Source organism: Candidatus Thiodictyon syntrophicum (genome assembly GCF_002813775.1).
Taxonomy (GTDB): domain Bacteria; phylum Pseudomonadota; class Gammaproteobacteria; order Chromatiales; family Chromatiaceae; genus Thiodictyon; species Thiodictyon syntrophicum.
Map to the genome: position 1 here is coordinate 3,563,102 of NZ_CP020370.1, position 20,964 is coordinate 3,584,065.

Sequence of the window (20,964 nt, forward strand, 5' to 3'; positions counted from 1 at the left end):
CCCACCGTCCAATGCTGGTGGGAGATCTTGCTCGGCAATAACTCGGTTGCCCCGCGCAAATTCGCAGGGGTCCGATCCGAACTCGTTCTCGCAACGGTAGCAGCGCTTGGCCATGGCTTAGACCGACGACCGATCCGCCAAGCGCCGGGCCAACTCCCCGGCCTCCTTCGCCTTCTGGTCGAAGAACTTGTAGGTCGCGTCGTCCTCCCGGCGGCCGGAAAGCAAAAAGCACTGTCCGCTCATATCGCCGAAGCGCGCCAGGACCCGGGTCAGGTCGAGCCCGCGGTCTTGTTGGACCTTGTCGGTAACGAGCTTGGAAACCGCCGCCAGACTGTCTTCGGTGAAACGATCCAGATACAAGAGATAGAGCACAATCACGTCCACCGGGATGGCGTGACCGAACCGGCTTTCGCTCTCGGCCGCGGTTTCGCGGACGGCGGCGGTCATGACCATGCCGGTCTCGACCTTCTGCTGAACACGCCCAAAGGTATCGACGACCCCAAACAGGACTTGCTCCCCGTCTTGCTTTGGGACGACCATCAGATCCAGCGCCGTGGCGAGCAGGATGGGCGCAAGGTGCTGTCGGCGTACTTCCCGCACGTCCGACTTCATCAGATCCGGCAGGGGCGGTTCGTGACTCTCCGTATGAACCTCGAAACAGGCGCGCCGCGATTCACGATCATCCTTATGGGTCAGCCGCTTGCGGTATTCTGTCCGCAGCCCGTGGGCGACCCGGGTGGTACGGGCCGAGAAAAAGAAGGCGACCGAGATGACGACGATCTCCCCGGGGTTGCGATCCTCGGGTACGTCAAGATAGAGGGTTTCCGCCGTCTTACAGCCGCCCCGCGCACCGGTGATGGACTCGATCCTGTTGCGCAATTGCTGGGCGAACTCAGCGGGGACCGCCTTGCAGCGGGGAACGAAGACACAGCGCCTGAGGACAGGTCCGCTTACGCCCGGCAGGTCCATGGGCTCTTCGTTGGGATCGAAGGAGATCATCGGCATGGACTTGTCGATGAGCTCACGAAGCCAGATCTCGAGGTCGCCATCGGCACGCCCGCCATAATCCGTATAGAGCTTGCGAACGATATTGTGCCCCAGGATGCCCTCGAAATTGGCATCGTCCTCGCCCATCTTTCGGTGGGCCTCCACGGCGTTATGCTCGGCGACCCGGCGCAATTCGTCCAAGAGGCCCCCACCCACCCGATCGGTTTCTCCGACCGGCATCCGCTCATTGTAGGCTGAAAATTCGATACGATCACCGCGTAACGGCACCAGTGCGGCGATAGCGGCATTGGCCTGACGATCTTGAATCGACTTGTCGCTCTCAAAGCGTTTGGCAATGCTCTCGTTCACGTAGCGAGCATCAACCAGGTATAGCGTATCCTCGGCCCCGTCCTTCGGAGCGACCTCCTGGATGCGGGCGGCGATCTCCTCGTCGAAACTCTTGGCGAGGAGTTTGAGACGGGTATCGAAGAGGCTGACCTCCTGTTGGAGACCCTTGAGTTCGGCGATCAGGACGGCACAGAGGTCCTGGCCATATTCCGCCGCCAACTGGATCGTTCGCCAGTAATAGGTCCGGACGCAGGCATCGCGATAATTCTGGAAGATCCGGTCCTGTTTGCGCTTCGCCAACCATCCGCATTTCGCATACTCATTGCGCATCTCATCGCGCAGGTGATCCGTCTCTTCGATCTGCTGCACCGCTTCCGGGGCCTGCCTGCCGAACGCGATCCGATCGTCTTCGATGCGTGCGATGAGAAACTCGACCGCGGCCGGCAGATAGTGCAGCGGGTAGTCGAGGTTCAATCGTTCAAGGTTCGTCAGCAGATCCCGCTCGACATTGGCACGGATCGCCTTGGCCCGCTGGCGGATCTCCACCGGCTCGCGGCGTATGCGGAAATAGTCGCTGCCGCCCCCACCCTCGCCGCGGGAGCGAAAACCGCTCTCCCAGTAGCGTGCAACCCGTCGGTCAAGATCCGCCAGCCACTCCTTCCGCCCGGCGACTTCATCTCCGAGCTGCTGGCGGACGCGATCCGCCTGGCGCCGGACCTCCTCGCGCCAATCAGTCTCGTAATTCGCAAATCCCGGCTGTCCGCTCGCGTCATCGACGAGGTCCAGGCACAGATGGTCACGGGTGATATGCCACAGGCCCCGGCGGCTATCGACAAAGCCATCACGGGCGAACGACCGCGGGCTCTCCCGGTAGCGACTGTCCCAGTTATGATAGAGGACCTTCAGAACGAATTGGCGCGCGAAGGAGTAGGATAGCTTCTCCCGGATCTCACGCTCCGGAATCGCCACCCGCTGCACACCGTAGCCGATGAAGGCAGTCGATCGGCTCCCGCCGTTGACATCAGCAGGATGAGGACGGTCTTCCAGCGTAAGGGCGTCGCGTAGCGGCTTCGGCACATCGCCCAGCTGCCGCACCGCGAGTTGGAACAGAAACTCAGCGGCATTCTCGACCTGCTGCGACAATGGGACGTCACGCCCGCCCTCAGTGGTATCCGAAATCAAGGCCACTGATTTAAAGGTTCCCTGCAGGTCTCCGGTGGGTTCCCCGGTGCGCGGTACCGCCAGGCGCCGCGCACCGCCTCCCGCGGTCGGAGCAATATCCCAGGGGGAGTAAATTGCCAGGCGGAAGGCATTCAGTTCCAACAGTGCCGCGTATTGATTGGCGTAAAAGTTACCGGCATTGACACTCCCGACGTCCTTGGCGGTGACGAAGCCGTGAATAAAGAGGTTGAAGGTGCCTGGTTGACTGCGCAAATGGCGCTGGACCTGGCTGACGACATCAATGAGTGAACCGCTGCCGGTACCCGCGGCGAGGGTGCATGCCAAGTGGATCTCGGCGCCGACCTGCCCGCCCCGGCTCAGTTCCTGTAGGCGATTGGCCACTGCCGCGACGACATTGGTGATCCCGTTGCCGTTGGCCAGGGCGAGCCGACCCATACGGCGGATCTGATTGCACCCCTTGGGCTCGGTGCTGCCGCGGGTGATGTCAGTGACGAAGTCGAGTTCATGGCGAATCCATGGCTCGATGCCGGGGTAGCGCTCCACGCTGGAGAGGATGCGACCGATCCCGCTGGGATCAAGGAGTACCTTTTCCCGATCCCCCAGGCGCAACGTATCGCCAAACACCCGCCAGCCGCGCAGTCTCTCCCCGGCACCCTCCAGGTCATCTCTATTAGAGTCGATGCTGAGGGTGGCAATCCTGGACTCGATACGCTCCCCGGCCACGGTGTCCATAAAGGGGTAGATTTCGGGATAGGGGCCGCTATTTCCCCGGGAGCGCCACTCGATATAGAGGCGCTTCTTCAACTCCCGAACGACGGCACAACCAGTGCCGCCCAGCCCAATGAGCAGATAGTTGTGCTGGGACATGTCAGCGACCTCCGCGGGGTGGTGCCGCCCGCCGGACCTTGATATCGGCAAGCGCGGCGTGGATCAGCAGGAAGAAGGTGATTCCCTGGACAATCAGGAAGGCGATCACCAAGGCGATGCGGGACAACAGGACGATCCTTGGAACCTGCTGCTCGAGGCCTCGGCGTATCTCCCCGCCGGCCAGGCGAGCCGCATCCTTTGCGTCATAATTCGGACTGCCGGCGCCGAAGACGCGATGCATGTCGGCGTAAATCTCATCCTGCGCAATCTTTGGCCGCGCCCACAAGATCTTGCTCAGCACCGGGTGCTGGATGCGGAAATGGGTGACAGCGGCCTCGGCATAGATATCGGCGGCCTTGAGCTTCGAGGCTTCCTGAGTTGTGGGAATCGAGGTCGGCAGCCCGGTTTTCGGGTCCGGCCGCTTGGAAAAGTCCTCCAATGGTTTGCCCATTGGAGTGTGCAGCGCGCGGACGCCCTCGTAGGCGCGCTGGAAGGTGTCGTCGGCCCATGGCTGGTCGACCTGGATGCCGACTTCCCAAGCGGACACCATTACCTTAGCCACGTCTGCGGTATAGTGCAGAGCAAAAAAGACGATGGAAAAAAAGAAGGTAACTGTCGCAGCTACGCCACAGTAGAAATAGTGCTCGGGGCGAAAGGAAAACTGGCGATTGAAACTGAAGGAGACAAAATACGCGAGCCACCACGAAAAGGCAGCCAGGATGATGCCGACCGCAGCGGCGGCGAAGAATTCGCCACGACTGTTCAGCCAGAGTTCGGTTATGAGCCCGGCGAGCAGCGATACGAGATCAAGCAATGCGTCCATAACAAGCAACCCGCCTGAAGATTTTTTTATTTAGTGCGAGCACAACGTCCGCAGCCCGGTGGAGACCAAATCCAAAGGGGCCAGGAACCCGGAAAGGCCTAGTCCCAGCGGTTGAGAAAACCGCCACGGCCCTCGCTCAAGGATATTGAACGACAGCGATGTCGGCGGCGACGTTTTGTGCAAAATGGCGAGCCGGACGGCCTGCCGATCCGCCTACGTGCGACTGCCGAAGGTCTCCTGCAACTCCATAAACTTGCGGCGAAACTCAATGGGATTCGAGATGCCGGGCACCGGCGCCTGCGGATTCCCCGCGCCGGCGACAATGACTGAGCCATAGTCGAGCATACGGCCGACAAGGGATTGATTGACCTGAATACTCTCGACCTTCGGCAGCAGCAATTCAATGGTGTGGCGCGAGATGAATCCGAACTTTGCCACGATTTTCTTATTTGTAATGACCAGCTCGGTGCTGATGTAGCGCAGATAGGCGACAACCCAGAAGAGTACGCCGATACCATACAGGGGTAGCAGGACGAGGCCGAGGACGAACAGCGGCAGCATCGCCCAGAGGCTCACGCTGGCAGTGTATTCAACCTTTTCATTGGCACTCAGAACACTTTCGACATAGGATGACATTCTTATCTATCTCCGATCATCTGTGCTTCGGGAAGGCAATGCCGGCAACTGGCATTACCCGACAATCCAGCGGACTTGCGGTCAGGTCGGCGCCGTGGCGGCGCTCACAATGGCCCATACCCATACGATGAAAACAATTGGCACCCCGATAATACCCCCAATGCCGGTCCATGCCAGGATGACCCCGATCGCCCCGAGCACGATCTGAAAAAATGCCTGCCACCACTTCTTAACCAGCAGGGTACCGATGCCGGGAAAGAAGACGTTGACGATGATTGCGAGTGCCTTCATGTGAGTATTCTTCTCTTCCATTAATTCAAGATGGCCACCGTGGCACGCGATTGATAGTGCAGTTGCTATATCGTCACGGACGTCCGTCCCGGTGCGGAAAACGAGCCAACCTCACGGCCGCTCACATAGATTTTCGCTGTGCCTTTTGATGAGTGCGAGATCTCCGCGCACCCAGAACTGTCGGTAACCGCGTCGGCCATTCCACCACCCGATATTGAGATCGCGACCCGCTTGTGCTGCACGGGTTTCCCATCTCGATTATACAGGCATACAGTGCTGTTCATTCATTTCACCGTTGAGTTCAATGCAGACAGCGCATGCGGAAAAACCCACGCCGACTGAAAGGCGATAAAGAATATAACTTTTTTCCTCTGTGCTTGAAATGTAGCCGTTCAGAGACCCAGCATTGGAGCCGGCAGCGGAGCGGCGGCGCGACCGGCGCGGCGCTCAGCGATCACGCCGGCCAGATAGGACCACGGCACATGGCCGCGCTGGCGACAGGTTTCAATCACGCTGGCGAGCAGGGTGAAGGTGCGCGACCCGGCATCACAACGCGTGCCCATCATGATCCGCCGCGCGATTACCCAATGGCGCAGCGCCCGCTCGGCGGCGTTGTTGGTGAGCGGCCACTGGGGATTCTCCAGCACCCGAAAGATGGCGTCCCAGTCGTTCCACAACTCGACGGCCAAGGCGCGCGTCTTGACGTGCCGGTGCCCGAGCAGCTGCACGCAGGCCGCATGCAACTCGGCCAGCAACTTGGCGTGGATGTGCGGCAGCTCGGCCGGCGGCCCCGCGCGCGCCGCATGGATGGCGCCAATCAGGGTGTCGAAAGTGGTTTGGACTTGGTGCCCAAAGGCTTGCCCCTCGCGATCGAAACTCTCGATCAACCCCTGCGCCTTGCGCGTGAGGTGTGCCCAACAGCGCAGCCGTTGCGGCAGGTGGCGATACGCCTGCCAGCCGTCGCTCATCAGCCAGCCGGCGAAGCCCGGCAGGAGGCGATCAAGCACCTCACGCCCGCGCTTGGCCACCACGAACAAGGTGACGGTGGCACTGGTGAACACCCACAGCCACAGCAAGTCGGCGCCTTGCGGCCAGGAGGTTTCATCGGCGTGCAGCAGGTCGCTGGCCACCACCGCCGCGATCAATTCTTGTTCCAGCGGGAGCGCCGCGGCGGCGGCCTCGCGTAGGGTGCGATCCAGGGTGCCGACGCTCAGGCTCAACCCCAGCCAGTCGTGCAGAAACTCCCGTATCCGTCGGTACGACATCCGAAAGCGCAGATGCAGCGCCACGATCAGGGTCGCCAGCCCCGCCCCGACCACCCGCCATTCGCTCAAGGCCACCGGATCTAACGTTGAGTCATCCACCAGACCTTCGCCGGGACGCGCGCGCGTGTGATGACCGCAGCCGCACAGACTGTCATAAAAACGATGGTCGGTGACCCGCAGGTGCAGGCCCGGTTGCGCGGGATCACCCCACACCAGATCGACCGACTGGAAGCCGGCGTAGGCGACACTGGGCGCGTCTCCCGCCAGCGCTTGGGCGCAGGCCGCACAGGCGCTGGGACGGTGGTGGAGCGTCTCCTGCGCCTTGAACACCTGGGTGCGCCCGCAGCCTGGCGCGCCGGGTTGCTTGCCGGCGTTGCGTTTAGGCTTCTCGGTCGCGCGCCCAGCGCGCGCTGGCGCGGGCGTCTCGGGGGTGCCGGGCGAATCTTCCGGGGGCGTGCTCGCCTCGTCCGGCGACTCGTCGTCCTGCCTCGCCGTGAGCGCGTCGGCGTCCGCCGCCTCGATCGCCTCCGCGTCCCCCGCCGACGGGCGCTCCCAGGGCGCACGGCTGCTGGGCGGACGAGAACTGTTGGTCGGATTCTGCCGCAACCGCTCGCGCGCTTCCTTCAGATCCTCCAACAGCCGCAGCGACAGACCACGCAACGCACCCTCGTCCAGGGTCTGGACATAGGCTTCGTCAAGCTGGTCAAGGCTGTGGTCGCTCAGGTGCATCGGTCAGTGGCGCGGTATCATCGGGCAACGTAGGGGGACATCCTGATCGGGCTGGAGGCAGCGGTCAAGGGGTCTCTGAACGGCTACCTTGAAATTTAGTTTCGCAAAAAAAAAAAAAGATAAATCAAGGACAATTTTCGTTGATTTTGCGAGGATCATCACAACTCTTGTCGGACGGTTTCCCTATGGAAGGCAGATACTTTGGGCGTCGACCGGACCCGGCCGTTAGGGCGAGGTTGTCGGCCCGCGTTGGAGACCCCGTGATCTTGGGGCCACGGCGTCGCGGCCGGGGCGTGGCGGGTTACCGCGGCCTCGCAGTGCGGCTGCGAGCCGCTCCTGCGCAGCCGTTCATTGTCCGGGTGACTGACGGTCCCACCATGGCCGTTAGCCTTGTGCGACCTGCGCCAAGGCTGAAGCCTTGGACTCCAGGAACGACTCAGAGATTGCGGAACTCGAAGTACAGGGTCCCGGCGGCGTTCTTGTAGAGGGTCGAGAAGCGGACCCGGGTTTCCTGCTCGGTGCTCAGCGGCTCCCATTGATTGTCGGCATCCAGATAGAGCACGGTGTTGCCCGCCAAGGCCTGGATGAAGACCCCGAGCCGGTCGGCGCGCAGCCGGGCCAGGGCGCCGCCGGCGGCGCGGCGTAACTGGAAGTCGCTGGTGATATGGATGCGGGCGTCGCGGTAGAAGCCGCTGCGTGCGCCCTTTTGGGAGCGGATGTTGAATGGATAGCCCTCGTCCATGTCGGCCTCCGGGGAGAGGATCACGGCCAGGGGACGCGGGAAGCGGGCCGGTCGCAGGATGCCGTAGAGGATGAATGCGCCCAGCAGTGCCAGCAGGATGGCGACGATGACCGGCCACCAGCAGCGCAGCCAGTGGTCCGGAATGATCTCCACCCGGATCGGGACCGCGGCCCGCAGCGTCTGGCCGTGACCGTCCAGTGTCTCTACTACCAGGGACCCGGCCTGGTCCGGGCGGCAGGCCGCCGGACAGGCAGCGACCCGCAGCCGCACCGGATAGCGCTGCTGCCCGCTGCCGTCGAAGCCAAGGACCAGCGGGCGCCCGCCCAGTTGCTTGTAGCCTTCCCCCAGGTCGATTTCCAGTACGGCGCCGGACTGTGCGAAGTCGCTCGTGAGCTTCAGATCGAAGCGGCCCCGGGCCTGGATGAAACCCAGATCGAGCGGTGCCTCGCCCTGGGAGCGGCCGGTGAGTCGCCCATAGTCCAGCACCCCGGGCGGTCCAAAGGCGATGGTGCCCTTGACGTCCACCGGCCCCTGGGCGGTGGCGGAGTCGGTGCCCCCCTCGGCCCGGTACTCGACCATCAGGACCCCGACCTGCCCCGGCGTCCAGTCACGGGCATAGACACCGTCCCCGGCCGTTCGATCGCCATCGCGGCCGTCGTCGCGCAGCGCCAGGGTGCGGCCGTCGGGGAGTTTTGCACTCACCCGCTCCGGCGTGCGCAGCGCCTGGCGCGCGCCCAGGGCCTTGAGCCGGACGGCGACGGCGATGGTATCGCCGATGAAGGCCTGGCTCGGGGTCTGTACCTCGAGCACCCAGGCGGCCGGCGCGACCTGGATCTGTTGGCGCTGCTCGTCCTGGAGATAGCGGCTCGCCAGCCGCACCGGGAAGGTTACGGGCCCGGTCCCCATGAAGCGCACCCGGGCGGTCATGAGCCCGTCGTCGGCACTCTGGTCGCCCTCCTGGCCGTCATCGCGAAAGGCGATCTCCTTGCCATCCACCAGGGCCGTCACCGCGAGCCCCGGGATCTCCCCGGGCCGCTCGATGCGTTGCCCGGTCCGGTCGTCGATCAACTGCGCCGTCACCAGGGTGTCCTCCCCTTGCGCCGCCTTGGCGGGTGTGACGACCCGCAGACTGATCGAGAAGTCCTGGATCAGGTACCAGCCGGCCTCCCCCGTCAGGCCGGTCACCTCGAAGCGCCAGGTGCCGGCCTGCGGTCGGCGCAGGCGCAGGATGCGATAGCCGCGCGTCAGGTCGTCGATACCGCGGGTCTCGCCGGCGCGATAGTCGGGCTCGAGCGCCTCCGCGGCCGGGTTGCCCGCGGCGGGCGCGATGCCGCCTACCGGACCCTGCGCCGCGACCAGCAGGAAGGCCTCGTCCACGAAGGGGGCGAGCCTGGTCTCGATCAGGGTGGAGGTCGGCGACAGTTGACCGGAGTCCGGGGCCTTGGCGCCCAGGAAGCGCTGGTAGATCTCGCCGATGGCGGACAGCAGTTCGGTGGGGTTCTGTGCCGCGGTGTGGATGTCGTATTCGCTGTGGACCGGCCGCCCCCGATTGCCAAGGCCAACGATCGCGGTATGGACCCCGGCGGCGCGCAACTCGCCCAGGACCCGGTTGCTGTCCCCCCGGCACAGGTCACGGCCGGCATCGGAGATGACGATCAGCAGCCGCTCCTTCCCCGTGGCGCCGTCCAGCGCCTCCTTGACGGTCAAGAGGGGTACGATGAAATTGGTCGGTGCGCCATAGAGCGCCCGCTGATCCACCGCCTGTTTGAAGCCGGCGAGATCCCCCGCGTCGCGGTCCAGGCGCCGCCCCGGGTCCGGCTGCAGGACGCACTCCGGACTGTCCGGCATCCAGGCCAGCGTCAGGTCATCCGCGGGGCCGAGCAGGTCGGCCAGGATCTTGATGGCCTGGATGGCGAGGCGCGGCTGATCGTTCTCGGGGGCCCGCATCGAGGTGGAGGTGTCCAGGACTACCGCGACGTGGCGCGGGGGGCGTGCCAGGGGGGCGGACTGGGGCTCGGGCGCGGCTTGAATGGGGAGCGACACCAGGATCGCCAGGTAGAGCAACGTCGGCGGCAGGGGATGAAAGGCCTGTGCCAGGGGTGCGAGCGCCTTGACGAATGCGCGGGCGGCGGTCCGCGCAGCGGCCTCGATCATAATCCCGGCCACTGGGAGCGCCGCACCCCAGTGCGGCGCGATCTCGCGAGCGACCGCGGCGTTGCGTGCTGCGGACAGGGCGGGCCGCACTGGGGTGCGGCGCTCCCAGTAGGTCGGCCTGAAGGCCGACCGACACACCGCGATGGCCGGAACGATGATCCAGGCCCGCGCAGCGGACCCGACGTTCGGGTTGATGTTCATAGGAATTGCATCCGCAACCAGAGGTGGTCCTCGCCGCTGCTCAGGCGATAGGGTTTGTGGACTTCGAGCAGCAACAAGCCGGCGGCGGTGGGCTCGATCTCGCCCCCGTCACGGTCGCACAGTGTGACACCGCGCGCCAGCCGCAGGGCATAGAGGGTCTCCCCTTGCGGCCGGACCCAGCCCAGCAGGGCGCCCTGGTTATCGACCACCTGGCGCTCCGCCCGGCGCGAGAAGAGCCGCCGCAGGGGTGAGGCGGGCGGCAGGGCCCGGGCGGTGAAGCGATGCGGCTGGGCGCTGCCCGCCACGCCATAGCCCAGGTCGCGCGGCAAGGCGGCGCGGGCGCGCAGCAGCAGCAGCGCCAGGGGCAGCCCCAGCAGTAACAGGACCAGGGGCAGCAACGACCACCAACGCAGGCCCGGGGCGCGGGCCACCAGCACCTCCGCCTGGAGGGATTTGACCACGTCGAAGTGGTCGTAGGGCGGGTGATCGAGGATGAACTTCACCCGCAGGGCCGGCGGTGTGAGCGGGTCCCCGTCCGCATAGGGGCCGAGGGTCACGCAGAGTTCATGCCGGCCGCCGGTCCCGTTGCGCTGCACCAACTCGTCAAGCCGCCGCTGCTTGCCCTTGGACCACTCCGGCCCCGGTTGAGAGGCCGGTTGCGATGGGTCGGACTGGAAACCGATGCTCTCACCATCCAGGCGGAAGCGGGCGTCGCGCAAAGGTCCGGCGAGCGCCTGACGATCCGCGATCAGGAAGGCCCTGACATTGATGCCCGCGCCGCCCTGGCTCCCCTGCGCACTCTCCAACCGGGTCCCGAAGTCCTCGGTCAGGGTGAAGGCGGTGCAGGCCTCCTGTCGGCGCCCCAGTGCCCCGCTGGTGGGATTCATGATCTTGACGGCCGGCGGCTGCGGCGACAGGCCGAGCCGTGGATAGACCAGGGCCACGAATGGATCGTCGGCGCCGCGCACCGCGACGGTCCGGTTCTCCAGATCGACCTTCACCGTCACATGCGCCTGATAGGGGGTATCCGCACCATCGGGCAACTGGTTTTTGGTGAACTGCGTTTGCGAGTAATAGCGCCGCCCGCCCGCGGCCAGGTCCTCCCAATTGTGCGTATCGGCAATACCGGCGCCATCGGCATCATTGATGTTCCAATAGCCGGCGGCGCCCGGCCGCGGCTGTTTGATCCAATAGCGCAGCGTCAACTTGGGCGGTATGCCGGCGGTACCGGCGGCCGAGGCCACGAGAAAATCCAGCCGACAGGGCCGATCCGCCATGGTCACCAGTGATCCCGGGGCGAAACAGGACGGCACCGCGTCCTGCCGCGTACCCCCGCCGGGCGGCTCCTGATGCTCACGCAGGGCGACCGTGAGGTTGGTCGGGCGCAGGACGAAGACCGACTCGTCGCTCCCCTGGTCGATGCGCAATGAATAGTCGCCGGGCGAGGGTTTCAGTTCCCAGCGCAGCGAAAAGCTTCCGCCCGGCTCGCGCCCCTCCAGCAGGTGTTGGAGGTTGACACTGCCGCCGGCGGGCGGGGAGAGTGTCAGCTTGGGCGCCGCGGGGGTGGAGCGCCGCCCCGGGTCCAGCCGCAGGGCCACGATCGCCGCCTCCGTCGGGCCCACGCCCCGGTGCAGATCGAGCCCGAGCGCGCCGGTGCCGACCCGGTCCTTGCGGTCGTCGGGCAGGTGCAGATACCCGAAGCCCTGCGAGAACAGCCGGATCATGGTGGCGGGCAGTTCCTCGCCGGTACGCACGATGAAGAAATCGGGAAAGACGTGCTGCGCATACCTGCCGGCGCGCACATTGGCCGCGTCGGCCGCCTTGATGTCGGCAAAGAAGGCCTCGCCGCGGCTCGTTGCATCCGGACCGAACAGGATCGCATAGAGGCGCGTCTGTTTGGCCGCGAGCGCGGGCAGGAGTTGCGTCTCGATATAGGCCTGGTCGGCCTGCGGATTGACCGAGAGCCCGTCGGTAATGAGGACGATGGTTCTGGTCATCGCCGCGCTGTCCGTGCCCGACAAGGGGGGCAGGTCCGCCAGGGCCTGGATGATGCCCGGTGAATAATAGGTATTCATCACATCCAGGGGCAGTTGCGCCGGGCTCAACGCGGTGATGAACTGTGCCCGCGCGGCCATCCCCTTGGCCCGCCGGGGCGTCACCGTGGCGGGCGGCGGCAGCTCGGCGGTCCATTTCGCGTGGTCGAACGGGATCACCGCGAAGCTGTCCGGATTCTCCGCCTTGTTGGGGTCTGGCTTGAGCAGATCGTGCAGCAGCAGCGTCGACAGGACCGCCAGTCGGCCCGGATCATTCGGCGGGTCCTGCCAGCCGCAGGCGGCGCCGCACATGGACTTGGAGGTATCCAGGATCACGCGCACATGGTCCCCGGTGGAGCCCAGATCCAGCGCGGCCGGGCGGGCGGCGCCGGCCGCGAGCAGGAGGGCGCAGATGAGGGCCCCCCGGGTCCGCAGCGCGTTCCGACTGAGGAGACGCTCAGGCAAAGACGTAACTGCCAACTGTCTTACCGCTGGACCGGGTCAGGCACCGGCACTGACTCGACCTGCACCGTCAACACCACTGGGGTGCCCACCGGCGGACAGACCGCGGGATCTCCCCCAACCGCTCCCCAGTGTCCAAGCCCCAGCCCGGTGCGGTGCTCGATGATGCTCGCCGGGGAGTGGACGAAGCCGATCAGGGTCCCGTCGAGCGCGGCCAGATAGCGGCGGTCCGGCAAGAAGACCGAACCCGTATAGACCCATTCCGGGGCCTCGACGGGTTGCCCCTCCAGCCGCAACAGGCGCGAGGCCTCGACCTCCTGGTCCTTGCCGTCGACCTGCCAACGAACCCGCACCCCCACCCGATCGCCCCCGACCGGGGATTTCTCCGATTGGAAGGCCGGATGGGTCGCCTGGTTTTGGGTCAGGCCGATGAGGATGCACGCCGTATTGAACTCGACCGCGGTGGCGTCCAACTCGATCAGGCTCTCGTAGCCCTTGTCGCCGTTGCGCTTGATGGCCAGGAACTCGAGCGGGGGGTCCAGGCGGATCACCTTACCCGGGACTTCGAGCCGGTGCGCCCGGCGGTCCACCAGAACCCGGCCGATGCGCGCCTCATGCTCGCTGATCCGCTCGACCGTCGGCGCCGCCTCCGCATACTCACTGTTCCGGACCCCCGCCGGCGGCGCCGGCTGCGACGGCGGACCCTCGGCGGTGGTGGGCAGGGCGATGAGCGTCAGCAGCAGGGCCAGCCAGACGCCCGGCCCGGTGGGACTGGTCTCGGTCAACGTTGTCAATTGAACCTCCGAAGGTGTCATTCACCGCTCTGGTCGGCCAGCCAACGCTCCCCACGCGCTCCCCCGACCTGTGCCAGGGCGCGCGCATAGGCCGCGAGCTGGTCGGGCGCCTGGGCCTTGGCACAGGCGGCGATGATCTCGTCGGCGGTCCCAGACTGCAAGTCGAGAGGAATCCTGTTGATCGTGTCTATTTTTGAAGCGCACGGCCATGCTCGATATGGTATCAGGATCTGCGATACTAGCCCCCCTAAGGGGTCGGGTCAGACTCCCGCGGTCAGCCTCCCCGAGGCGGCGCCGCACCCGCGCAATCTTCCGGTTACCCCAGGACAATGAGTATCCAGCGCCGCTTTCTCGCCCCCCTGCTCGTGGTCGTCGCCGCCACCGCCCTGTGCGCCTGGGCGCTGGGCAATGGCCTCTACTCGGGCATCCTGGAGCAGCGCCTGCAGGCGCAGCTTGGACGCGCCGTGTACTGGCGGCTCCCGGAGCCGGCCCCGGGACGCCGCGACCGGGCACTGGTCCTGATCGCCGACCTGTCCGACCTGACCGCCGCCTCGCGTCGCGCCGCGGTCTCGCTCGCCAGGGTCGCGACCCTGGGCAGTCTGTAAATTATATTAATCTCGTCATCTGTCCCGATCTTAACGCCTTGGCATGACCAGTGCTCTATACTATCCAGCACCGCCCCCTCCCGGTGCCCCGGGGAGCGCCCCCTCAGCGACTCCCCACGGCGGATCGAGTGCCCGCTTGGCACCGGTCCAGACTCCCGACGCGTCCGCGGTGTGATCCAATGGCCGACCCCGATTACCCATGACACCCACTGAGGCCGCGCCCATCGGCGTCTGGATCATCGGCGCCCGCGGCGACATTGCCGCAACCCTGATGGTGGGTGCACGCGCCCTGACCCGCGCTCTGGTGTCGGACACCGGGCTGATCACGGCGCGCGCGCCGCTCGCGCGCTTGCCGCTGGCGGCCCCCGCCGCGCTGCGCTTCGGCGGCATCGACACCGGTACCCGCCGCCTGACCGAGGCGGCCCTGTCGCTCTACCGGGTTTCCCGGACGATCAGTCGCGAGACGCTGGACGCCGTCAGTGCGGACCTCGACGCCATCGACGAGGACATCGCCCTGGGGTCGGATATGGCTTGGGACCCGGGCGAGCCTGATGCCGCCCTACCCCCCCTGGACCTGCTGGTGGAGCGATTGCGCGGCCATTTGCGAGGCTTTCGCCAACGCCACGACCTGAGTCGCGTCGTGGTGGTGAATCTCATGTCCTGCCTGCCGGGGCCAGCCCCGTCCCCGTTGCGCGACGACCTGGCCGGCCTGGAGCGGATGATCGCCGACGACCGCAAGGACCTGATGAGCCCCGCCGCCTGCTACGCCTGGGCGGCCATCTCAGAGGGCTGCCCCTACATCAATTTCACGCCCAACGCGGGCTGTGATTGGGGCGGGATCGGCGCGCTCGCCGCCGCCCGCCAGGTGCCCTTTTACGGCGATGACGGCAAGACCGGAGAGACCCTGCTCAAGACGGCACTCGCCCACCTGTTCGCCTACCGCAACCTGCAAGTCCTCAGCTGGGAAGGCGTCAACCTGCTCGGCAACAATGACGGGCGCGCACTCGCTGACCCGCGCAACCGCGCGGCCAAGCTCGGCAACAAGGAACGGGTGCTCACTGACATCCTGGGCTATGCACCCCACGCGGGGGTGACCATCAACTATGTCCCCTCGCTCGGGGACTGGAAGACCGCCTGGGACCTGATCCACTTCACGGGCTTTCTGGATGTCCCCATGACCATGCAGTTCACCTGGCAGGGCTGTGACTCCATCCTTGCGGCCCCGCTGGTGCTGGACCTGGTGAGGCTTGCCGACCTCGCCCAGCGCCGCGGCGAGAGCGGGCCCATGACCCACCTTGCGGGTTTCTTCAAGAACCCGCTCGGGGTGCGGGAGATGGATTTCCACCGTCAGTTCGAGGCCTTGCTCGGCTATGCCGAAGCCTGTCTGACAGACCTGGGGCAGGCCGACGCGCGATGAGACGGGGCAGGCAACGATCGGCAGTGGGCCGGGTGAACCGGCACCAGCCCAACCCATCCATCATCACCGCTGCCGGCGGCCGCGGCGCGCGCGGGCCTCGTGGCTAGTCCGCAAGACCCGCGGGCGCGCCTGGTCCGCCCGCCCGCGCCTTGGCGAGGCCCGGCCCTGGCGGCGGTCCTGAGCCTGCCGCTGGCCTACCTGATTGCCGGACGCCTCGAATCGCTCGCGAGCCGCGGTCTGGTGCCGCTGACCGATCGCGCGGCGGCCCTGATCGCCGTCTGCCTGCTGGTGCTGCCGACGGCTCTGGCCGCGGGCCCGCGCCCCTTGCGCGGGGTGGTCCTGGCGACGGCGGCGGCCGGGCTCGCGGCCCTGGCGCTGCCGGTTCTCCTGGGCCGGCCCGCCCCGATCGCCCAGGGCCTGCTGGCCGGGGCCCTGATGGTGGCGGTCTCGACCTTCGTGATCGGCGCGTGCGCCGGGCTCCTGATGCGGTTTACCCGGGACCCGTCAAGCGCCCTGGGTTGGGTACTCGCGGTGGTCCTGGTGCTGGCCGCCGCCCCCCTGTGGCTGGCCGGCCCCCTGGACCGGGGGGCGCCGCTTGCCGGGTGGCTGGTCGCGGTGAACCCGCTGACCGCCCTGGGGCTCGCCGGGGCCGTCGACTATCCGCGCGACGACTGGCTCTATCGGCAGTCGCCCCTGGGCAGCATCCGCTACACGTACCCCTCACTGGCGGTCCTGTGCCTGGCCTACCTGTCCATCGGCAGCGCCGCGCTCGCCGCCGCCCACCGGCTGGGTGATCGCGCGCGCCGGGCGGCGACCGGGCCGGATTCATCCCTTGCCAACCAATTGGAGTCCCCCGCATGAGCCCTGTCTCCGGCCCAGTCCGTCATCGTTCCCGCCGCCTCCTGGTAGTGGCGGCGCTCGCGGCCCTGATGGTCGCAAGCCCTCTGACACGCGGGGCCGATCAACCGGCCGCCGCGGTCCCGGCTGCGCTACCGACAGCCGACGCCGCGCAGCCCCCCGCGGCGGCGCCGACGGCGCAGACACCGGCCAAGCCCGTCGCCGCGACCGGGCTCGATCCCGCCCTGGTCGAGCCCGCCAGGCGCGCCGTCGACGAGGGACTCCACTACCTGCGCGGCACCCAGGCACAGGACGGCTCCTGGTCCAAGTCGGTGGGGATCACCGCGCTGGCCGTGCGCGCCTATCTCGAGAGCTATCGCCACTACACCGAGGCCGACGGGGCCTTCATCACCCGCCCGATCAAGTTCCTGCTCGATCACGTCAATGCCGATGGATCGATCAGCGAGAGCAACCAAAACCGCGCCTACAACACCGCGGTCGCCATGCAGGCGCTCAAGGCGACCGGGGAGCCGGCCCACGCCAGGATCATCGCCAACGCCCAACAGTTCCTCAAGGGTCATCAGATCGATGCGGGTGAGGGCTACGACCCCGGCCATCCCTACTACGGCGGCATCGGTTACGGCGGGGACGAGCGCCCGGACCTCTCCAACCTCTATATGTCGGTGGAGGCCCTGCACGCCACCGATTTCGACCCCAAGGACCCGCTGTGGGACAAGGCCCTGACCTTCATCTCGCGCTGCCAGAACAACAGCGAGACCAATGACCAGACCTGGGCGGCCAATGACGGCGGCTTCGCCTACATGCCCGGGTCCAGTCCCCACGGGGGCGCGGTGTCCTACGGCAGTATGACCAGCGCCGGGCTCCTGAGCCTGCTGTTCTCCGGCGCCGATAAGAACGACCCGCGGGTCCAGGCTGCCCACGACTGGATCCGTGCCAATTACTCGGTGGAGAAGAACCCCGGGGCCAAGGACAATCAGGGGCTCTTCTATTATTACGACGTCTTCGCCAAGGCCATGGCGGCCTATGGCGAGCCCACCCTGACCGACACCCAAGGTACCCCCCACAACTGGCGCGACGACCTGACGCGTCAGCTCATCAGCCTGAAGCGGCCGGACGGCTCCTGGATCAACACCGAGTCCAGCCGCTGGTGGGAGGGCGACCCCAATCTGGTCACCGCCTGGAGCGTCATCGCCCTGGATCGGGTCCTGCGCAAGGACTGACGACAAGCCCCTGACACGTGGTGCGTTTGAGCCGGACCCGGCCCGCGGCGCCGGGAGCAGTGAGCCGGGTGCAGAGTGAAATGAAAAGGGGGCATCGTCACGGCTTACCCTTCACCCTTCACCCTTCACCCTGGCGATCCCCGGCGCTGTCCGCCCTATGCCTGATGCTGATGTCGGCACTGGGCTGGCCGGGCGGGGCGGCGGTGGCCGGTCTCCCGGACGCGCCTGCGTTCACCGCCCGGCCACTCTGGGGGGGGCTGTTCGTCCCCGGCGGGACCACCGAGATCCGCATCGCGCTGCGCAGCGAGACGGGCGGCGGCGCTCAGGTGAGTATCCACAGCGGGACTTTCAGCCTGACCGCCGAGGTCGAGGTCCCGGCTGAGCGGACCCGCACCCTCGCCCTGCCCCTGCGCCCCGCCCCCGACGGCCGAGTGACCCTGTCCGCCCGGTGGCCGGACGGCACATCGGTGCGGGCGTCTCTGACACTGCGCCCGGTTCCCGCTCGGGCGCCCCTGATGGCATCGTCCCGACCGGACCGGTCAGACCTGGGGCCAACGACAGCGATCTTTGATACTGCAGACCTGCCGCGGACAACCGACGGTTACGGCCCGATCGGCGCCCTGAGACTCTCGCCGGGGGACTTGGCGAGCCTCGACCCGGCGCAGACCCAGGCCCTGGCCCTGTATCTGGGCGAATGCCGCCCACTTCACCTGTTCGAGGCCGTGGAGCGGGACCGCGACCGTATCCGCGCCGCCAGCGGGTGCGGCGGACGAGGCGTAACCGCCGACCCGGATCAGGTGGGTAGTCCGCGCGACGCACCCTCAGTCGATTGGCCCGATGCTGCACTCCAGATCGGGCGGGTCTGGCCCCTCAGGGACGGCCAAGACAGCGAGCGAGGCCGGGCGGGACTGCTCCTGCTGCCTTACGCGATGCTGCTGACTGGCCTGCTCCTGATGCGCCGCCCCGGTTCCTGGGTGCTCGCCGTTCCCGGCGCCGCCACGGTCCTGGTGTGGCTCACCCTGCCCCAAGTCCTGGGCCCCGCCCGGTCGCTGACCTGGGTGGAATCGGAGTCGGGGGACCCGGTCGCGCGGTTCGTGACCCTCATCCAGACCCGCGGGCAGGGCCGCACGCCTGAGCCGATCCGGCTGTCGGCAGGCGCTGCCATCCCAACGGCCCTGGATGAGGGGCCGATGCAATTGCACCTGACCGAGGCCGGGACTACCCTGCCGGGCTCCGGCCCTCTGTTTCAACGCCGGCGTTACCTCCTGCGCGGGGTCGCCCGAGCACCGCTGGACCTGGGACTGCGCGTCACCGAGCGCGGCTACGCAATCCGCAAGCCCGGCGACGTGACGCCGACCGGGGTCTGGCTGCTCGACCGCGGCTGTGCCTGGCCCGTGAGGGGTCTCCCAATCGGCGAGGCCCACTGGGACGCGCCGACCGGGACCCCACCGAACCCCAGGCGGCCAGGCGATCCGGTCCCATTCTGCCCGGCGCCACCGTCGTTCTCCCCCCCGGCGGGCTCGACCCCCGCCCTGTTGGTCAACCTGACACCCGACCTCTGGCCCGCCCTGGTGGCGAGCGCGCCGGGTCCAGCCTGGTTGGTGATCCGTCCTGCCGCGAGGGCGCCATGACCGGCCCGCGGGTCGGGATCGCCGCCGGATTGCTGTATGGCATCCCGTTCACGTTCTGGCTGCTCGGACAGGCACAACCCGGCACCCTGGCCCCGGACCTGTCCGCCGTGGTGCCGGTGCTGGCCGGTTGTCAAGCGCTGATCCTCCTGGTCCTCATGCCCATGGGCGGGTGCGCGGACACCCCTGGGTATCGTCTGAGTCAGGCACTCGCCGCCGCGGCCATGCTGATCATGGTGCCCTGGCCCGTCCCGCTCCTGGCCCTGGGTACCGGCACCGTCAACTTGACCGAGTTGGGCTGGACGCAGGCGGCAGTCGCCCTGTGGGCGCTGCTGTTGGAGGGGACCGGTCGGCTGACCCGGCGCCTCCCCGACTCCCTGAGTCCAAGCGCGGTCGCGACCTTGCGGGGGCTGGCCCTACTGGTCCTGCTCGCCCTGTTCGACCTGTACCGAACCCTCCCGGGCGACGCGTCCCCACCATTCGCGTCGGGGTCCTGACCATGGACGGACCCGTGCGCATCCTGGGACTGGTAGCGCGGGTGCGTGCCCGTCTGTGGCGCCAGGAGTCGGTGCGCCTGCTGCGGCTTGGGCTCTATGGGTCGGCCGCAGTGCTGTCCGTCGGTGGCGGGCTGCGCCTCTGGCTGGGCAGCCCTGTTGCCGGCTATGGTCTGGGGGCCATCATGCCCTGGCTGCCGGGGCTGCTCGGCACCGCTGCGGTGCTCGCGGCGGGGGCACTGGCCGCGCGCCGCCGCCCGAGTGCCGCGATGGCCGCCCGCACCGCGGACGCCTGGGCGCACGCCGCGCAACTCTTGATCACCGCTTGGGAGATCGTCCACCGGGGGGAGCCAGCGACCGCGGCCGGGCTGATCGTGGTCCGCCAGGCCGAACGGGCGCTGCCGCAATGGGAGGCCCGGGTGCGCGCCCGGCACCCCCAACCGACCCCCGTCGGTCTGCTGCCGCCCCTGCTGCTCTGCGGGGCGACCATCCTCTGGTGCATCCTGTCTGCGTCCGCGGGACAGGCCCCCCGAGCCGCCAACACCGCGTCGCCCCCGCCCATCGAAGCCGCGCCGGGAGTCGGGCTGGCCGCGGCCATTGCTGACCTGAGCCCACCGGCCGACTCCGCCACGGCCCCCGTGGCGCCCGTGGCGCCAGGTTCCAAGTTCCCGCGAGGCGATCAGACCGGGCACGGGCGATTAGAGTCGATCCGGGATGAGGACCGCGACGGGGGACCGACAAGCGCCGCTGACCTGGGACCCGGGGCCGTCGTCCCCAACCACCCCGCGTCCGTGCAACCAACCGGGAGCGCCCAGGCCGGGGCACCGCAGGGTCGGCCGGTCACGCCGGTGACAGACGCCGGGACCAGCCCAAGCACCCAGGCGGGCGGGGCGGCCGGCGCCCAGGGTGCCGGGACCCAGGTCGCCCCCCGCCACGAGGACCATGCGGCAGCGGATCAAGGGGTAGCCCCGGCGATACCGTCAGTTGCCTTCGGTCGCCAGCCCCTGGATCGGACCGGCGCCCCCAGCGCCGATCCCAGGCGGGCGGGACACCCATTCGACCCGGTAGCCCCCGGCCTGGCCGCTGCTCCCGCACCAAGCCCGGCACGGACGGCACCGGCCGCCGCACCGGCACCCCGGCTCGACGCGGGTCTGGGGGCCGCCCAACGCGCCCTGCTCGCCCGCTATCGAACTGAACTCTCTTCGCGCTCAATGACGGGTGAATAGCC

16 protein-coding genes are annotated in these 20,964 nt (G+C 67.4%); 7 read left to right on the forward strand and 9 right to left on the reverse strand.

The features are described from left to right. Window positions 1–117 precede the first annotated feature (117 nt). From THSYN_RS14970 to THSYN_RS33925, 9 genes are all read right to left on the reverse strand, one after another. Window positions 118–3,384 carry a tubulin-like doman-containing protein gene (locus tag THSYN_RS14970; RefSeq protein WP_100919851.1) on the reverse strand — a complete coding sequence of 1,089 codons (3,267 nt, stop codon included), beginning with the start codon at window positions 3,382–3,384 and terminating at the stop codon, window positions 118–120. A gap of 1 nt (window position 3,385) precedes the next feature. Beyond that, the gene (locus tag THSYN_RS14975) at window positions 3,386–4,207 is read right to left on the reverse strand and encodes a hypothetical protein (protein ID WP_100919852.1); all 822 of its coding nucleotides are present in this window, start codon (window positions 4,205–4,207) and stop codon (window positions 3,386–3,388) included. A 213-nt stretch (window positions 4,208–4,420) separates the two neighbouring features. Beyond that, window positions 4,421–4,843, reverse strand: coding sequence for a PH domain-containing protein (locus THSYN_RS14980; RefSeq protein ID WP_100919853.1), 423 nt, complete (start codon window positions 4,841–4,843; stop codon window positions 4,421–4,423). An 81-nt stretch (window positions 4,844–4,924) separates the two neighbouring features. Continuing rightward, window positions 4,925–5,134, reverse strand: a complete 210-nt coding sequence (locus tag THSYN_RS14985) for a hypothetical protein (protein ID WP_100922440.1) — start codon at window positions 5,132–5,134, stop codon at window positions 4,925–4,927. A gap of 392 nt (window positions 5,135–5,526) precedes the next feature. After that, the gene (gene tnpC / locus THSYN_RS14990) at window positions 5,527–7,128 is read right to left on the reverse strand and encodes an IS66 family transposase (RefSeq protein WP_100918781.1); all 1,602 of its coding nucleotides are present in this window, start codon (window positions 7,126–7,128) and stop codon (window positions 5,527–5,529) included. Between the two features lie 436 nt (window positions 7,129–7,564). Then, a complete protein-coding gene (locus THSYN_RS14995) occupies window positions 7,565–10,225 on the reverse strand; it encodes a vWA domain-containing protein (protein ID WP_100919854.1) in 2,661 nt (886 codons plus the stop codon). Beyond that, on the reverse strand, window positions 10,222–12,723 hold the full coding sequence (locus THSYN_RS15000) for a hypothetical protein (RefSeq protein WP_100919855.1): 2,502 nt from the start codon (window positions 12,721–12,723) through the stop codon (window positions 10,222–10,224). The genes THSYN_RS14995 and THSYN_RS15000 overlap by 4 nt, the downstream gene beginning before the upstream one ends. 20 nt (window positions 12,724–12,743) lie before the next feature. Continuing rightward, window positions 12,744–13,514 carry a YdjY domain-containing protein gene (locus THSYN_RS15005; protein ID WP_157817692.1) on the reverse strand — a complete coding sequence of 257 codons (771 nt, stop codon included), beginning with the start codon at window positions 13,512–13,514 and terminating at the stop codon, window positions 12,744–12,746. A 17-nt stretch (window positions 13,515–13,531) separates the two neighbouring features. Next, a complete protein-coding gene (locus tag THSYN_RS33925; protein WP_157817693.1) occupies window positions 13,532–13,675 on the reverse strand; it encodes a hypothetical protein in 144 nt (47 codons plus the stop codon). Window positions 13,676–13,843: 168 nt separating this feature from the next. Here THSYN_RS33925 and THSYN_RS15010 point away from each other — a divergent pair, with 168 nt between their 5' ends. The 7 genes from THSYN_RS15010 (at window position 13,844) to THSYN_RS15040 (ending at window position 20,962) form a co-directional block, all read left to right on the forward strand. Then, window positions 13,844–14,119, forward strand: a complete 276-nt coding sequence (locus THSYN_RS15010; protein WP_100919857.1) for a hypothetical protein — start codon at window positions 13,844–13,846, stop codon at window positions 14,117–14,119. A 199-nt stretch (window positions 14,120–14,318) separates the two neighbouring features. Further along, entirely contained in the window at window positions 14,319–15,536 is a 1,218-nt protein-coding gene (locus tag THSYN_RS15015) for an inositol-3-phosphate synthase (protein WP_100919858.1), read from the forward strand. A 99-nt stretch (window positions 15,537–15,635) separates the two neighbouring features. Beyond that, window positions 15,636–16,397 carry a hypothetical protein gene (locus tag THSYN_RS15020; protein WP_100919859.1) on the forward strand — a complete coding sequence of 254 codons (762 nt, stop codon included), beginning with the start codon at window positions 15,636–15,638 and terminating at the stop codon, window positions 16,395–16,397. Then, entirely contained in the window at window positions 16,394–17,614 is a 1,221-nt protein-coding gene (locus THSYN_RS15025) for a prenyltransferase/squalene oxidase repeat-containing protein (protein WP_100919860.1), read from the forward strand. Before THSYN_RS15020 ends, THSYN_RS15025 begins: the two co-directional genes overlap by 4 nt. A gap of 80 nt (window positions 17,615–17,694) precedes the next feature. Beyond that, window positions 17,695–19,245 carry a hypothetical protein gene (locus THSYN_RS15030; protein WP_157817694.1) on the forward strand — a complete coding sequence of 517 codons (1,551 nt, stop codon included), beginning with the start codon at window positions 17,695–17,697 and terminating at the stop codon, window positions 19,243–19,245. Then, complete coding sequence (locus THSYN_RS15035; RefSeq protein WP_100919862.1) at window positions 19,242–19,739, forward strand: hypothetical protein; 498 nt, start codon at window positions 19,242–19,244, stop codon at window positions 19,737–19,739. The genes THSYN_RS15030 and THSYN_RS15035 overlap by 4 nt, the downstream gene beginning before the upstream one ends. Window positions 19,740–19,741: 2 nt before the next feature. Further along, window positions 19,742–20,962 carry a hypothetical protein gene (locus THSYN_RS15040; RefSeq protein ID WP_100919863.1) on the forward strand — a complete coding sequence of 407 codons (1,221 nt, stop codon included), beginning with the start codon at window positions 19,742–19,744 and terminating at the stop codon, window positions 20,960–20,962. The last annotated feature ends 2 nt before the right edge of the window (window positions 20,963–20,964 follow it).